This is a genomic window from Hallella faecis, from assembly GCF_018789675.1.
Taxonomy (GTDB): Bacteria; Bacteroidota; Bacteroidia; order Bacteroidales; family Bacteroidaceae; genus Prevotella; species Prevotella faecis.
The window spans coordinates 1-16,394 of record NZ_JAHKBE010000012.1 but is presented as its reverse complement, the minus strand read 5'-3'; the positions used below and the strand labels follow the sequence as shown (position 1 = coordinate 16,394).

Sequence of the window (16,394 nt, the reverse complement as noted above, 5' to 3'; positions counted from 1 at the left end):
ATGGGGATGCGCCAACTACCGTGTCGGATCACAAAAGCTATGGGGTGCGCACAGGAGTTTTGTGATCTGACAGGGCCGAAAAGTAGGAATTTCGTGATTTCACATCCTAAAAACCATGGAATTTTGTGATAAGCAGAGGTTAAAACCATGGAATTTTGTGATTTTTCGACTCAAATCCTTTGGAATTTTGTGATACTGTCCTATCTTTGCAATTAGAAATCCCCATAAACACATTGACTATGAAGCTTTTGCGAAGAAAGATAGACCATTATCTCAAGGAGTGGAAGGAAAGCGAGCATCGAATGCCCCTTATTGTGAAAGGCGCCCGACAGGTGGGAAAGACCGCTTCCATCATGCAATTTGCCCACGACAATTACGAGCATGTAATTGCCATCAACTTTGTTTTCCAACCTAAATACAAGGCTATTTTCGAAGAAGGCTATGAGGTTGACAGCATTGTCAGAAACCTCACGCTCATTGACCCTTCACTTCAGTTTGAGCCAGGCAAGACGCTTGTTTTCTTCGACGAGATGCAGGAGTGTCCGGCATGTGCCACCTGTTTGAAAGCCTTCAAGATAGATGGCAGATACGACGTGATCTGCTCTGGTTCGCTCATGGGCATCAACTATCACGAGATCGAATCGAACAGTGTGGGCTACAAGGAAGACTACACCATGCACTCGATGGATTTCGAGGAGTTTTTGTGGGCCAAGGGCTACGATGCAGCTTTTGTGGAACACCTCTACGAGAAGATGGTGACGGTAACCCCGCTTTCCAACATCGAAATGGAAGTGCTGGAGGGCCTATTCCGCGAATATATGACGATAGGCGGAATGCCCGCTGTGGTCAATATGTTTATTTCCAACAACAATTACAGTGGAACGCTTAAATTGCAACGCCAACTGCTGCTCGACTATGAGGAGGACATCACCAAATATGCGCAAGGATTCGATAAGGGCAAAATTAAAAACGTGTACGACCATATCTCCGTTTTCCTGGGGCAAGACAACAAGAAATTCCTGATCAGCAAGATAGCTCACGGAGCGCGAAACCGCGAATACGTGGGTACGGTAGAATGGCTTCGCGACGCAGGCATCATCAATGTGTGCTATTGCTTGGCGCAAGTTTCCTTACCCCTGAAAGGCAACTACAACCCTAAGTCGTACAAACTCTATTATAAGGACACCGGCTTGTTGGTGGCCTCGCTCGATGAGGAGTCGCAAGAGGACATGAGGGTCAACAAGAACTATGGCACCTACAAAGGGGCCATCTATGAGAATGTGGTTGGCGACATGCTCGTAAAGCAGGGTTACAACCTCTATTTTTATCGCAACGAGAAGTCGACCCTCGAAATGGATTTCTTCATTCGCGACACCCAATCGCTCATACCCGTTGAGGTAAAAGCCACCGACCACGCCTCCCGGTTGTTGTCGAAACTGACGGCGCACGATGGCAAATATCCCGACATACGGTATGGCATCAAGCTCTGCAACAAAAACATTGGTTTCAATGGGCAGTTCTATACTTTCCCTTACTTCTTGACCTTCTTGCTCAAAAGGTTCGTGAAGCGTTGATGGGAAGTCTGCGAAACCCTCAGAACCTGAAGCCGAAGAAGGCTCTCACCCGCCACTTGTTTCTCATTACCTGCAGGTGGTCGTCGTCGCCGGCCACCGAGTAGTTGTAGATGGCTCGGGCGCCCATAAACTTATTGCGCCACGAATAGACCACGGCGCCACGGCAGGTAACGATGGCCGAGGGGAAGTGGTACTTCATGTTGGTGCGCTCGGTGGTGGGTTCAGCGTCCTCGTCGCTGGCGTTCTGTGGCTGCGTCTGCTTGGTATAGTCGTGCGAGTAGACGGTGAGGGTGGGCAATGCCGAGAGGTGGAAGAGCCAATGGGGGCGCGCCACCAGGTTGTAGCCGTAGCCCGCGCCCACGGCAAACTCGTTGAGCCGGATGGTGGTGTTGCCCAATGTGGTCTTCGAACCGTCGAAACTGGCGCCCACCATCCAACTGCCGGCGCTGCGCCTTTGTATGTAGCTCTGGCTGAAGGCGGCGGGGAAAGAGAACCGGCGGTGGTTGAAGGCGTAGTAGAAATTGAGGTTGAGCGCTTTCTGCGACACCTGTCCGCGGTCTATGTCGATTCGCTCGCCTCCCATCTCCTGATGGCCATGATAGGTTTTCGAGGCGAGGTAAACCACGTCGAAACCATAGCGGTTGCTGTAGGAGTTGAGGTTCAGCTCATAGTCCTTGCTCTTGCCCACGAGCTTGGCGGGGTTGACCGCCAGGCTCAGGCCCAGTCCGCGGTAAGCCACCGCCATGCTGAGCGTGCCCCTGAATTCGGCCAACAGGCGGGTGCGGTTGGTTGCGTCCTCCGTCTTGGCGCGCGTTTCCATGTGGGCGCCCGACAGGTTGCCGTTGAACTTCACCGTCCACCGCGCGTCGGGACGCGTGATGTAGGCCGTGTCGTATTTCACCTTGCGGTAGTTGGCGGCCAGGAGCGAGTCGCCCCGGAAGAGCAGCTTGTCGTAGCGCTCCAACTTCATGCGGCGCTTGGCATAGCGGGCCATAAACTTCTGTTTCTTCTTCTCGCTCATGTTGCTCTTCCTCACTTCCTCCATGACCAGCGAGTCGCCCCATTGCAACATGTGGCCCTTGTCGGCCGACTGTCTCAGCAGGAGCCGCAGGCTGTCGGCGCTCAGCAGTATCTCGCGCAGCGTCTTTCGGGGTTTCTTGTTTTGGGCCACGCTGCATAGCGGCATGGCCAACGACATGACCAGGAGGAGCAATCCCACCCGCAGGACCATGCCAGATGCCGCGAAGGAGGTGGGAAAGATGCGTCTTGCTTGCTTGAATGTCGCGGCCTTGAGGGCGCCATGGGCGTTGCCGAGCGTGTATGTCGATCTGTTGCTTGCCATGTTGTGTAATGATAGTTGATTACAAAGTTACATATTTTGCGTTGTTTCCGTAGGCAAAAGCGACAAAAAATCTACATATTGGCCGCTTGTTTTTAGCCCAAATCGGTCATTAGATTTCAATTCTTGTTAGTATAACATCCTACTATTTTCCCAATTTCGGTCTAATAACCGATTTGGGTTGAAGGTCATAGGGATTCCCCACCCCATCCATAGGGATTTGCACCTTGCGCTTTTTCGACAATTGCGCTACCTTTGCAAGCGAATCATAAAACCATAATCCCTCTCAAAACCACATAGCGTATGAAGAGAAACGAATGGATGGCGCTTATCGTCACAAGCTTTCTGATGCTGGCTATATGCATGTCGGCATCGGCCAACACCTATAATAACAACAAGACCGTGGAGCGTGGCATGACCAAGCGCGCGGTGATGCACCTTCTGGGCAAGCCCAAGATGCGCAGCTTCGACGCCACGGGCGACAGATGGGAGTATGTCAAGAATGAGTTGAGCCCCTTTAAGCCGACCGAGCTCATCACGGTGGTGTTCGACCGAAACGAGCAAGTGGTGGCCTATTATAGCCGCACGTCTGACAGCAACACCAACCGCCCCTTATACCCGGTGCTTCCCCCTTACGGCGACGACATCCTCCCGGATGGAACGGACCACTATAACGGCCCACTGAGCGACGACGCCTTCAACGTGCTCTATGGCAAGGTGCAGAAAGCGAGCTTCGCAGACAACAAGCTCGACCTGCTGGAGGTGGCCTGCCTGGGCTGCAACTTCTCGTGCGCACAGACGGCGCGCATCATCAAGCTCCTCTCTTTCAGCAGCGACCAACTGAAGGCCCTTAGCCTCATGGCACCCTACATCGTAGACCCGCAAAACGCCATCGACATTTACAACGTCTTCTCGTTTGAGAGCGACAAGCAAAAGGCCGCCGAGATCATAACCATAAGCACCAGCCAAGCCAACCGCGCCTACTAATCGCCCCCAACGGACGTTCTGCCATGCGGCGCCCACCACGCCACATCACACTTCTTACATCACCATATAACCCTAAAGCGTGAGCCGTCGCCAACGATGGCCCACGTTTTTTATGCCTTCGCTTGTAGCCCTCCACAACGATTTCTGCCGTTTTGTTTGGCTGCAAACGGTATTTTTCATAATTTTGCTTGTGGCTTTGATGGGCGATGAGCGCCATCGGGCCCTGCTACCTTGATCCGTTGCAAACAACTATTAATCATTCGATATGAACAAAAGATTCTTGATGGTGCTCCTGGCGGCTTTTATGTCGTTTGCAGGAGCCATGGCGGCCGACGACAACCGTGTGGCCGATTACAACGTGATACCTTTGCCTCAGGAGGTTACGCTCACACAGAAGGGGGCTTTCGTGCTGACTGGCGCCACACCGATCGTCTACCCCGAGGGTGACGAGCAACTGAAGAATGACGCACAGTTTCTGAGCGATTACATTGCCGACGTTACCGCATTGAGGCTCACCACCACCTCGGCAAAGGTGAAGAACGCCATCACCCTGCGCCTCAACAAGAAGGTGCAGAGCAAGGAAGGCTACGTAATTACGGTCGACAAGAAGGGGGTTGTGATCGAGGGTGCCACGGCAGCCGGCGTGTTCTACGGTGTGCAGACGCTTCGCAAGTCGATTCCCGTCGACAAGTCGCTGACCGAGGTGACGCTTCCCGGCGTGGTGCTGAAAGACGCTCCACGGTTTGGTTACCGCGGTGTGATGCTCGACTGCGCTCGCCACTACTTCCCCGTGAAGTTTGTGAAGCAGTTTATCGACCTCATCGCCATGCACAACATGAACGTCTTCCACTGGCACCTCACCGACGACCAGGGATGGCGCATCGAGGTGAAGAAGTATCCCGACCTGGCCAAGATTGGCTCGGTGCGTGAGAAGACGGTGCTGGGACACAACTCCGACGTGTTCGACGACACGCCCTATGGGGGCTACTACACCCAGGAGGAGGCTCGCGAGATCGTGAAGTACGCCGCCGACCGCTTCATCACCGTCATTCCCGAGATCGACATGCCGGGCCACATGATCGCCGCGCTCGCCGCTTACCCCGACATGGGTTGCACGGGCGGTCCTTATAAAGTGAGCCCGATTTGGGGCATCATGCCCGATGTGCTCTGCCTCGGCAACGAGAAGACCTACCAGTTTTGCGAGGATGTGCTGAGCGAGATGATGGACATCTTCCCCTCAGAATACATTCACCTCGGTGGCGACGAGACACCCAATGTGCGCTGGAAGGAGTGCCCCAAGTGCAAGGCGTTGATGGCCAAGGAGAACCTTACGCCGGGCAAGCTGCAAGGCTATTTCACCAATCGCATCGAGAAGTTTGTGAACAGCAAGGGCCGCCGCATCATCGGTTGGGATGAGATTCTCGACGGTGACATCAACCAAAGCGCCACCATCATGAGTTGGCGCGGCACCGCTCCGGGCGCCCGTGGCGCCAAGATGGGCCACGACGTCATCATGTCGCCTTCGTCGCACGTCTATTTCGACTACTACCAGACCCGCCAGGGCGAGTCGCAATGGGAAGAGCCTCTGCTCATTGGCGGCAACCTGCCCATTGAGCGCACCTATTCGTTGGAGCCTGTTCCCGAGGGAGCCGACGCCGAGACGGCCAGCCACATCATTGGCGTGCAGGGCAACCTGTGGACCGAATATATCGCCGGTCCGTCGTTGGCCGAGTATCAGGTGTTGCCACGCATGGGCGCCCTCTCGGAGGTGCAGTGGCGCCCACAGGGCCAGAAAGACTTTGAGAACTACAAGATGCGCCAAACCAGAATGCTGAAGCTCTACGACGCATACGGCTTGGTTTACGCCAAGCACATGTGGAAGCGCGACAAAAAGAAGTAAACACACAGGACAGGAACCTTCCAAAACTATTGATAAAAGCCAGCGTGGGCTTTCGGGCAAGAGGGGTGCAAGTATGCGCATCCTCTTGACTCGAAAGCCCACGCTGTGGTTAAGATAGTTCTTTCCCGCAAATCAGAATAAATCCCCCCTAATAATCCCAAATCGGTCATTAGATTTCAATTCTTGTTAGTGTTTGTTTCGAGCAGGTTGCGACAGTCGCTTTGAAGCCATAGCGGGCTATGGCGAAACGCGAATGGAAGCAAGATGCCGAAAGAAACGCTGACAAGAGTTGGAAAGAAACCATAACATCCTACTATTTTCCTTATTTCGGTCTAATGACCGATTTGGGATAATTCACCTGTTTCGTTCTAATGACCGATTGGGGGGGTACGGGCGGAGCCATTGGCTATTCGTTGTGGAACACCTTGTAGGGGTCCATCTGCTGCATTTTCTGCTTGATGCTCTCCTCTATGCCTTCTGTGGGAACCGGGCCGTTGCTCTCCATCTCGCGGGCGTAAGCCTCATCGGCGTTGGCGCCTTGGCTGTCGCCCAACTCCTTGCGCACCTCGCCACGCTCACGGTAAGCCTCGATGGAGAACGGGTTGGCGTCGATCACCTTGCCGTACGACACCTCGGCCTCCTGAAGATTTCCCAAGGCTTTCTCCACACGCGCCGTCAGCAGCAACACGTCCTCGTTGCCGTCGATATGCTCGTTGAGGTAGTTGGCGTCGAGCGCAGCCTTGTCGGGCTCGCCGCTCTCCAACAGCACATTGCCACGCAACAATCGGGCCGAGTCGAAATCGTCGTGCAGGTCGATGGCCTTGGTGAGCAGGTCCACGGCCTTAGCGGCGTCGTCCAGTCCCTTGCAAGCCTTGGCGTACATGAAATAGGTGTTGGCGTTCTCCTCGTCGAGTGGAAGTGCCTTCTGGCAAGCCTCAGCCATCATGGCGTAGTTTTCCATCATATAGGCCACCTCGGCCATGCGCAGCCACACCGCCACGTTGTCGGGCTCGGCCTGCGAGATCACCTCCAGTTGCCCGTAAGCCTTCTGCAGGTCGCCCGTGGCGATACAGGCCCGCGAAAGGTAGTCGCGGCACTCGAGGTCGTCGGCGTTGAGCTCAAGGGCGTGGTCAAAACACTTGGCGGCATACTCAAACTGATGCTGCTGGAGGGCGCGCACGCCGTCGTATTTGAACATCTCGAAATTCTTTTCTTCCTCTTGCTTGGGGTCGGTGGGAGCATCCTGAACGCCAAACAGCTTCTTTAAAAAGTTCATGTCAATCGGATTGTTTCGGTTTGAATTCTTATTTGTTGATGCGAAGTTAGCACAAAACCCTTAAACAAAAGAATCTTTCACCCCATTTTTTCATTCCACCCATGCCACAAGGCCCCACCCATGCCCGAGGGTCACCACAGGCTGAGAGCAATGGGGATGACGCACGGGAGCAAAGGGTTGGGAAGTTACGGGGCCGTGAGGTTTCTGGCATTATGCGTGGAAATCCGGATAAAATTGCCTAATTTTGCAGCGTTTTTTACCATAAGCCCAAGAAACAAGTATGATTTCAGTTGATGGACTGACCGTCGAGTTTGGCGGCACCACCCTATTCAAAGACATCTCCTTCCAGATCAATGAGAAGGACCGTATAGCCCTCATGGGTAAGAATGGCGCAGGCAAGAGCACCCTGCTCAAGATCATAGCCGGCGTGAGAACGGCCACAAGGGGTAGCGTTTCGGCTCCGAAAGATTGCGTCATTGCCTACCTGCCTCAGCACCTGATGACCGAAGACGGGCGAACCGTATTCGAGGAGACGTGCCAGGCATTTGCCCACCTCCACGAGATCCAGGCTGAGATCGACCGCATCAACAACGAGCTCACGACGCGCACCGACTACGAGAGCGACGATTACATGCAGCTCATCGAGAAGGTGTCGGTGCTCTCCGAGAAGTTCTACGCCATCGACATGACCCACTTCGAGGAAGACGTGGAGAAGACGCTCCTCGGACTGGGCTTCGAGCGCACCGACTTTGACCGTCCCACCAGCGAGTTCTCGGGAGGATGGCGCATGCGCATCGAACTGGCCAAGCTGTTGCTCAAGTCGCCCGACGTGCTGCTGCTCGACGAGCCCACCAACCACCTCGACATCGAATCGATAGGATGGTTGGAAGATTTCATCTGCAACAGTTCGAAGGCCGTCGTCGTCATCAGCCACGACCGCAAGTTTGTGGACAACATCACCACACGCACCATCGAGGTGACCATGGGACGCATCTACGACTACAAGGCCACCTACAGCCAATACCTGGAGCTGAGAAAGGAGCGCCGAGAGCAGCAGATGAAGAAATACGAGGAGCAGCAGAAGATGATCGCCGAGACCAAGGAATTTATAGAGCGATTCAAGGGCACCTACTCCAAGACGCTACAGGTGCAGAGCCGCGTGAAGATGCTCGAGAAGCTGGAGCTCATCGAAGTGGACGAGGAGGACACCAGCCACCTGAGGCTCAAGTTTCCACCAAGCCCACGCAGCGGCGCCTACCCCGTGCAGATGAGCGACGTGGGCATGACATTCGGCGACAAGAAGGTGTTTGGCGGAGTGAACCTCACCGTGGAGCGAGGCGACAAGATAGCCTTCGTGGGACGCAATGGCGAGGGTAAGTCGACGCTGGTGAAGTGTATCATGGGACAACTGCAGCACGAGGGCAAGCTCGAGCTCGGCCACAACGTGCAGATAGGCTACTTTGCGCAGAACCAGGCCTCGCTGCTCGACGGAGAGCTCACCGTGTTCCAAACCATCGACGATGTGGCTAAGGGCGAGATACGCAACAAGATACGCGACCTCCTCGGCGCATTCATGTTTGGAGGCGAAGACTCCACGAAGAAGGTGAAGGTGCTATCGGGCGGAGAGCGCACCCGACTGGCCATTCTCAAGCTCCTGCTGGAGCCCGTGAACCTGCTTATCCTCGACGAGCCCACCAACCACCTCGACCTCAAGACCAAGGATGTGCTCAAGCAAGCCCTGCAAGACTTCGACGGAACGCTCATCGTGGTGAGCCACGACCGCGATTTCCTCGATGGTCTGGTGAGCAAGGTCTACGAGTTTGGCCATGGACGCGTACGCGAACACCTGTGTGGCATCTACGAGTTCCTCGAAACGAAGAAGATGGAGAGCCTGCAGGAACTCGAAAGAAAATAGCCTCATCCCAGGCAGGCTGGCAAACGCCAACCTTCACCTTCCTCGCTACAGGAAAAACATCGGTCAAGCAAAGCCCCACCAACACCTTCGTTGGTCGGCCTTCGCTTGACCGATTGTCATTGGGGGCCATGCCACCCCAAACGGTTCTTCATATTCCTCCTGCCGACCCATAGCTCTTGCCGACCCGAAAGCGCATGGTGCCCACCAAACCAACCACGCCTAACCCGACCAAAGACGAAGAATTGCAACGGCCGCTCTCACACGAGCAGTCAGAATAAGCCACATATCATTGGGGCTGCTGTGAGACCAGCCAACGACATTCCGCCTTTTTGCCCCAACCTGAGCTTAGCATTTCTTATCACAAAGACTGGCGAAATAGATAAGGATGGATGTCATGTTATGGTTAAGAACCGTTAATAACTGTTGATAATCCTATACCTTATTCGTTAGTCTAATAAGCCCCAAGGAAGATATTGGGGTGAAACAAAAATTTGATTGCTTATGAGATATCTCTTAATCCAAATCGCACTCTTGCTATTCGGCAGTATCAGCTTTTGCCTTACCCTTGATGCACAAGTAAAAACAAAAGACTCTTTATCCATACAATTAAAGGAGGTGGTGGTTGAGGCCGACCAACAAAACATATCAGCCTCTGTTTCAACATATTTCCCCACTTCAAAACAGAAGAACGCCTCACAAAGCGGAATAGATTTACTGAACCGCATGGCGATTCCTCAGTTGGCACTTGGAGCAGGCACAACGATAAACACCGTGGGCAACAGACCTGTAGCCGTGTTCATAGACAGGCTTCCTGCTACTGCCGATGATTTAAAGAACATGAGAACTACCGATGTCAAAAAGGTTGAATATTATGACTATCCATCCGACCCAAGATTTCTTGGTAATGCACATGTTGTGAACTTTGTCATGAAACGGTATGAATATGGAGGATATTTAAAGGCTTTAGGCTCGGAACGCTTTATAGCCAATGACGGCCAACTTAACCTTTTCGGGAAATTCCAGTCAAAGAGATTCACCTTTGATTTGGGATTGGGAGCTTCGTATAGTAAATCAACACACGATTTCGCAGAAAGCTTCGAGACCTACCGTCTTCCTCAGAATGACGGCTCGGAAAAGACTTTCAGACGGACAGAATCGGTCATAGCTGCTGACAAGCACAACAGATTGTTGTGGCCTACCCTGAAAGTTGTCTACAATACCGACAAAATCACTATTAGCAACATTGTCGGAGCTGCCTTCGACCATACGCCTATCAACAACACGACGGGAACAGTCGGCATTAATCCCGACAAGACGGACTTGACAGCCTTCAACAAGACCGAAGCCATGCGTCAAAATTCGTTGTCATACTCGGGCAACTGGAATTTCATCCTGGGAAAGAGAAACACGATCAACTTCAACCCTGTTTACTCCTATACCCATTCACGGCAATCAAGCCTTTATAGGGAGGGGAGGGCTGAATTTCCAAATGATGCCGAAGACGATTCCCATTCCGTCCGCGCCAGACTGCAGTTCAACCACTCGTTCGGCAACTATGGAAACCTGAAGATCTTCTGTCAGGGTCTGTTTTACAGAGCTTCGACAAGATATTTAGGAACTGCAGACATGCGTGACCGACTCACTACATACCGTATAGGTCCGGGATTGGGTTATTCACTTTCAAGGAACAAATATTATATATATTTAGGTGTGGGATACAATTACGACCACTCGAAGTATAGACAAACCATAGAACATTCCACCCAACCTTGGGCGGACGCATCGGTTCAGTACTCATTCAACGGAAAGAATCATATCTCAGCCGAATTTCATCACATGACCTCCGTGCCACTCTCGTCTTACCGTAGCGAGGCTGTCGTACAGTCAAACCCGTTAATGAGCTATACTGGCAATCCTGCCCTAAAGCCCTACAAGAGTTTCGACTATGGCATAACCTACACCTGCATACCGAATAGCAATTTCAGTTTTTCAGTCTACGCCACGGCATGGTCTGTACGCGACCGATACGCCTTTGTATACACCCCATCCTCAACCGGAATATTACGAACAATAGAACAGCCTATGGGCGGTTTCACATCATTGACAACGGGAGCCTACGGACGAGTGAGACTGCTACAAAACAGGTTGCAGATTGCAGGACTGATAGCAATGCCTTTCTGTCATAACGGTGAACCTTTCAACTCGGATCATGTAGATATGAACTACTCGCTGCAAGCTTATTGGTATTTCGGTGGATGGAATATAGGTGCTCATTATTTTTCAGACAAGAGCGCACCGGGAAGTGAAATAAATGGATTATGGACTAAGCATCAAGAAACCTACTCCTTGAGTATAGGATGGGGAAACTCATCATGGAATGTATTGGCCCAGATTGCAAATCCATTCACATGGAACTGGAAGAATTCGAGCAATGAGATGAACAGCAGGTATTTCGACCGCAAGCAGTTTGGTTATGGAGTGGACAGTCATTGCTATGTAAAATTGGGCGCTTCTTATGTGTTCGGCTTCGGCAAACACGTAAAACAAAACAATGAGGCCTCACGGCAAAATGGTGCCGGGTCGGCGATATTGGAATAATGCAAATGAACAAGGGCTAGCGCATGTTTCATTGGTCATAATACGCTACAACATACTTGCCTCAATAAAAAGAACACTCGACTATGACACCATAGGAGGACTGTTCGGTGACATGTATCTCGGAGTACACGAACTGACGGTGGTTGAAAAGATATGGGCAATCATAATAGAGGTGGTAGCCATCGTTTCTGAACTCATTGGTGCTGACTCCGATGAACTAACCATCCAAATTATTGAGAATGACAAGAGATTGGCTGCACTTAGAGAGTATGCTCAAACGGCTTGAATTCTAAATCCGAAACTTGAGTGTATATTTTTGATTATTGTACAAAAGTATTACATCAAACGGTAGGCGAGCACTAAAGTTAAATCTACAATAAAACGAGAAAGGAGGCCAACATTAAAGGCATCCTTTCTCGTTTTATCAAGATTATTTCTTCAAGAAGCCATAGTTGTACACTTTAGGCTCTATGTGAGCAGCAAGTAGTTTCATGGACTGTTTGAGGTCGGCAAGCAAGGCATTATAGGTTGCATCCTCGCTGGTGGAGTTCATCTGCACCTTTCCATTCTTCGTGGTCTTTGTACCTTGGAAGTGCATCTTTATGTCATAGTAAGAAGCATTAGGGTTGGCTCCTGCTTGTTTGTGATAGTAACGCCATAGCTCTCTTCCGGCATCCAATACAGCTTGTGCTTCTTGTGAAAACTTCAAGGGTTCGGTTGGAGTGAATGAACTGTCATCTGTTGTTTGAGAATCTTGTTCTGCGAATAGGTCTTGCATAGTTTCTTTTTGCTGAGGCTTTTCCTCTTTAACCTTGCCCATGATGAAGTCGTGCATAAAATGACTCTCGAAGTTGTCTTGTGCGCCTACCTCTTCCTCGCTGAATGGAATCCAATGGTTAGTGCCATGCTGGCTTTGGATTTTGTTGCTGTTGCTAAATAGGGTGAAGACAAGACAGTTATTTTGAAAATCTCTATCACTCTTCCATTCATCGTTAGGATAAAGGAATTGGTCTCGGTCATTGAGCCATGTGGCTTCTATACTGTGTCTAACAGCAAGAAAGATACTTATAATGATAAAATTAAATGGTGTAACCCACCAACCTCTAGGGGTTGGCATTTGTTCTTTCTTATTTATTAAGTATACCAACTTTTGGTTTTGAAAGTCATTTCTACCATTGCTCATAAAACCAATTTTATCCTTGTTTGCATCGTTTCGAAAAGAATTAACCCATTTACCAATATTGCCATTAGTGTTGTCATATGAGTATACTCCTTTTTCTCCCAAACAGTCACCGTTCTTGGCATAGACATCACTTGTAGTATGCTCAAATGTCACTTTTTCCTCTGTGTGCCAGATGAAGAAACCTATAGGGAATTGTCCCTTTACATTGTCGAAGCTATTGGCAGGAACTATAAAATTTCGACCGAGCTTCGCTCGGAAAGCCTGGCGGAAATCACGGAAGTTCGGTGCTTGCAGAGTTTTCAAAGTTGAAAACTCTGCAAGCACCGATGTAGGGATTTCATCATAGATTCTCATGAAGAATTGAGCAAACAGCTCACGTCCTGCAATTCCAATGACTGGTAAATACTTTTGGTAAGTCATGTTAGTTACAGCTACGTTAGTCTTATTCTTTGATGTTCCACTGAGTTGTCGTGTTTCACCTGCCTCAGCATAAGGAGGGTTAATGTACACGACAAGTTTACGACGCCTTTCAGGGTCGTTGATAATGTCTTGTAATGACTGAGGAAGTTTGTCGAAAGAGTCATTGAGGAAGTCAAACTGGAATACATGGCTGTCGAGCAAATCGAGACTTTTCTCCTTGATTCGCTCATGCATTACCTGTACATCAGCATTGTCAAGCGTTGAGGCATAGACACGATACTTCTCTGTGAGACCAAAGAGCAGATTACCAGTACCTGCGCAACAATCCCACACATAATATTCTTTTTGCCAATCTTCGCCTAATTCCATAGCTAAATATTCTTGTGACTTTTGTACCCACTGTGGAGGAGTAAAGAAAGCTCCTTGATAACGACGGAGATCTTGTGGAATAAGCAAGTCTCGACGCTTGAGAATCAAGTCAAGATATTCTTTTCTTGGTGGACGTACATACTTATTCCAAAACTGATTGTATGCAGTTTTACCATCATTGAATGTAGCTTCGCTAAACAATTGAGTTGCCCCTTTGAGAATATTTTGTAGAATGCGGTATTTGTCACCACGAAGTACTACAGCAAGTTCTTCTCGTAATGTATAATCATTGCGAGATATAAGGTCAGCATAAAAGAAATCGACAACGCTGGTCTTGGGTACATCGTCCCAATTTACGGCAATAGAAGGCTTTACTTCTTCCACCCAACGTTGGAAAACAAAAATGAAGTTGTTCTTTGTGATGTTGATACCATTGGTACGTTGCTTCCCCAGCTTGAAATTAGAGCGAATAAACTTTCTTAGCTCCTTCTCATCCTTACGTAGGTCGAAAAGGCTGATTTCCTTTTTGAGTTGCTCATGCAGTAAGTCATAGAGCATGTGGAACTCCTTAGTGCTATGATTGGAAGGGGTGACGTTCCAGTTGAAGTCATTTTGATAGAATACACTTACAATGTGATGGTATTCGATAAAGGCAATCTTTTCTTCATCGAATGCTCCAAGATAACGAGGTGGCAAGTATGATTCATGAGTGTGAGCTTTTCCTATGGTAATGATGAGTTGCACGAAAGATGCATAGATGTCTTCTGTGTTTCCTGCTTTAGCTTCTGCCCATAAGAAATATTCTTGGTCGGATAGCTCGTCCTTACTTGATTTTTTTGTTGTTACAGCAAAGTCTATGTCGCCCAAGATAGGTGTCGCATCATAGTCTTGAAAGAATTCTTGGCGAATTTTATTCTTTACTTCCTCTTCACGTATTTTATTTGTTGCCATAATTATTTGTCATTAAGTTATTCAAATAGTTTTCTTAGATCCATGTTCAAGAAAACTTCTGGTAAGATACCTTTCTCGCCTACGATAAATGTTGCCGACGGATGGAATAGATTGCGGAAACGCTCTAAGCCCTTGGTATAAGCCTCTCCATTACTTTTTACTTCTATAGCAATAATCTTCCGATTCTTCTTGAGGATGAAGTCAACCTCGTCGTTGCCTTCTCGCCAGTAAAAGACTTCAAAACGATGGGTAAAAGCTTCGCTTAATATGTAGGCTCCTATGGCGGATTCAAAGAATTGTCCCCATTGCTTACTATCAGAAACGGCTTCTTGAAATGTTAAACCTAATTGAGAACTCAATAAGGCATTGTTGTACACTTGGTATTTAGGAATGCTGGCACGTTTGCGGGCTACATCTATAGAAAATTTCTGTAGTCCTGTGACAAGTCCGCTATCGCTCAAAAGATTTAGATAGCCTGCCAATGTAACTGTGTTGCCAGCATCTTGCAATATTCCCAGCATTTTTGTTAGTGAAAGTATCTTACCCGAATAAGCTACACTCAATTCGAAAGTTTGACGAAGCAGAGCAGGCTTTCCTATTGGAGAATCCATCAAGATGTCCTTGTTTATAGTAGCATCAATGATGGCTCCGCTAACATAGTTCTTCCAACGTTCTTCGTCACCAATAAGCATGGCAGCTCCTGGGTAGCCTCCAAAATAGATGTATTGTTCAATAGTCATTCCAAAGGCTTCTTTCATTTCTGGATAACTCCAATGGCTCATTCTGATTTCCTCATATCGTCCCATGAGAGATTCTGCCAATCCTTTTTCTAATAACACCCTTGACGAGCCTAATAATGCCACTTTGATGTTGATGTGATTTAGACTATCAGCGTCCCATTCTTTCTTTACATATTCACTCCAGTTTTTAAGTTTTTGTATCTCGTCAATAACCAAGATCATTTCTTCAAGTCCTTGTGTGCGCATTTGAAGACGCGCATTATTCCAGCAATCGCTAATCCAAGTGGAAGATGTTGAAGGTATGGTGTCGGCAGAATAGAAAAGAAACGGTTTACTTAAATCATCCAATACTTGCTTGATAACGGTAGATTTTCCAATCTGTCGTGGTCCCATGATTACTTGGATGAACATTCTTTGTTCACCTAATCTCTTGATGATGGTATCATATATCTTTCTTTTGTACATGATCTGTTGCTTATAGATGATAATGTGATATGTATAGTCTAATTATATTTAATTGGGGCTTTTCAAGCTGTTTTACTCAGCATAATGAATAGTTTTACTCAGTCGGCTGAGTAATTCTACTCAACAGGCTGAGTAAAATTCCATCTTTCGATGGCAAATATAGAACTTTTAGCTGAAATAACCGCATCTGGCATGTATATTTTACATTATTTTACAAAAGTATTCTTTGGAAGTAACTATTCAGCGGTAGCGCTGCACCCTTAATCCATAATTGAAATATGGCGCACCCGACAAACCCTGTGGAGTGCTGTGCAGATGCTAACCCAAAAACTATGTTGCCAAACGATACATGATTGTCCAAAAGTAGTACCTTTGCACTATGAATCAGAATGACAATATAAACATGTATGAAGGCCTCGCCTCATATTTCCTCCCCGAAGGAGTTCTTAAGTATTTTGAGGTGACAGACTTTGCAACACAGCGTACTTTGGACAAGGATGTTCTTTACACAACAGAGCTTCACATCTATCTGGATGAGCGCGACAATCGCACACCAGACATGAAGGATTCCGTGAGCAATGGTTTTGGGGCAGAATCATGTTTACTTGACTATCCAGCCCGAGACAAGAAGGCGGTACTTCACATACGAAGAAGGCGTTGGACAATGCCGGATGGCA

At 49.0% G+C, this 16,394-nt stretch carries 11 protein-coding genes; 7 read left to right on the top strand and 4 right to left on the bottom strand.

Annotation, left to right across the window (positions count from 1 at the left end; all coding sequences use genetic code 11):
* Positions 1-239 precede the first annotated feature (239 nt).
* Positions 240-1,574 carry an ATP-binding protein gene (locus KM934_RS04605; RefSeq protein ID WP_215759450.1) on the top strand — a complete coding sequence of 445 codons (1,335 nt, stop codon included), beginning with the start codon at positions 240-242 and terminating at the stop codon, positions 1,572-1,574.
* Positions 1,575-1,593: 19 nt separating this feature from the next.
* Here the strand turns inward: KM934_RS04605 and KM934_RS04600 are convergent, their stop codons facing one another.
* Positions 1,594-2,916 carry a DUF4421 family protein gene (locus KM934_RS04600; RefSeq protein WP_215759449.1) on the bottom strand — a complete coding sequence of 441 codons (1,323 nt, stop codon included), beginning with the start codon at positions 2,914-2,916 and terminating at the stop codon, positions 1,594-1,596.
* Positions 2,917-3,216: 300 nt separating this feature from the next.
* On the opposite strand from KM934_RS04600, the gene KM934_RS04595 reads away from it, so the two are divergent.
* Together KM934_RS04595 and KM934_RS04590 are read left to right on the top strand one after the other, a co-directional pair.
* Positions 3,217-3,900, top strand: a complete 684-nt coding sequence (locus KM934_RS04595) for a DUF4476 domain-containing protein (RefSeq protein ID WP_215759448.1) — start codon at positions 3,217-3,219, stop codon at positions 3,898-3,900.
* A gap of 265 nt (positions 3,901-4,165) precedes the next feature.
* Positions 4,166-5,800: a beta-N-acetylhexosaminidase gene (locus tag KM934_RS04590; RefSeq protein WP_215759447.1), complete on the top strand. Its 1,635-nt coding sequence runs from the start codon at positions 4,166-4,168 to the stop codon at positions 5,798-5,800.
* 406 nt (positions 5,801-6,206) lie between these two features.
* On the opposite strand, the gene KM934_RS04585 is transcribed toward KM934_RS04590, so the two are convergent.
* Positions 6,207-7,076: a tetratricopeptide repeat protein gene (locus KM934_RS04585; protein WP_215759446.1), complete on the bottom strand. Its 870-nt coding sequence runs from the start codon at positions 7,074-7,076 to the stop codon at positions 6,207-6,209.
* Positions 7,077-7,356: 280 nt separating this feature from the next.
* Between KM934_RS04585 and KM934_RS04580 the strand changes: the two genes are divergently transcribed.
* The 3 genes from KM934_RS04580 (at position 7,357) to KM934_RS04570 (ending at position 11,875) form a co-directional block, all read left to right on the top strand.
* Complete coding sequence (locus tag KM934_RS04580) at positions 7,357-8,991, top strand: ABC-F family ATP-binding cassette domain-containing protein (protein ID WP_215759445.1); 1,635 nt, start codon at positions 7,357-7,359, stop codon at positions 8,989-8,991.
* Between the two features lie 501 nt (positions 8,992-9,492).
* Positions 9,493-11,589 (top strand): TonB-dependent receptor, encoded by a 2,097-nt coding sequence (locus tag KM934_RS04575; protein ID WP_215759444.1) that lies wholly within the window; start codon positions 9,493-9,495, stop codon positions 11,587-11,589.
* Between the two features lie 31 nt (positions 11,590-11,620).
* Positions 11,621-11,875 (top strand): hypothetical protein, encoded by a 255-nt coding sequence (locus KM934_RS04570; protein ID WP_252344894.1) that lies wholly within the window; start codon positions 11,621-11,623, stop codon positions 11,873-11,875.
* 144 nt (positions 11,876-12,019) lie between these two features.
* On the opposite strand, the gene KM934_RS04565 is transcribed toward KM934_RS04570, so the two are convergent.
* Together KM934_RS04565 and KM934_RS04560 are read right to left on the bottom strand one after the other, a co-directional pair.
* The gene (locus KM934_RS04565) at positions 12,020-14,512 is read right to left on the bottom strand and encodes a hypothetical protein (protein WP_215759443.1); all 2,493 of its coding nucleotides are present in this window, start codon (positions 14,510-14,512) and stop codon (positions 12,020-12,022) included.
* Positions 14,513-14,529: 17 nt separating this feature from the next.
* Positions 14,530-15,717, bottom strand: coding sequence for an ATP-binding protein (locus KM934_RS04560; protein ID WP_215759442.1), 1,188 nt, complete (start codon positions 15,715-15,717; stop codon positions 14,530-14,532).
* Between the two features lie 379 nt (positions 15,718-16,096).
* Between KM934_RS04560 and KM934_RS04555 the strand changes: the two genes are divergently transcribed.
* A partial coding sequence (locus KM934_RS04555; RefSeq protein ID WP_431835202.1) for an ISAon1 family transposase N-terminal region protein occupies positions 16,097-16,394 on the top strand: 298 nt, incomplete at its 3' end.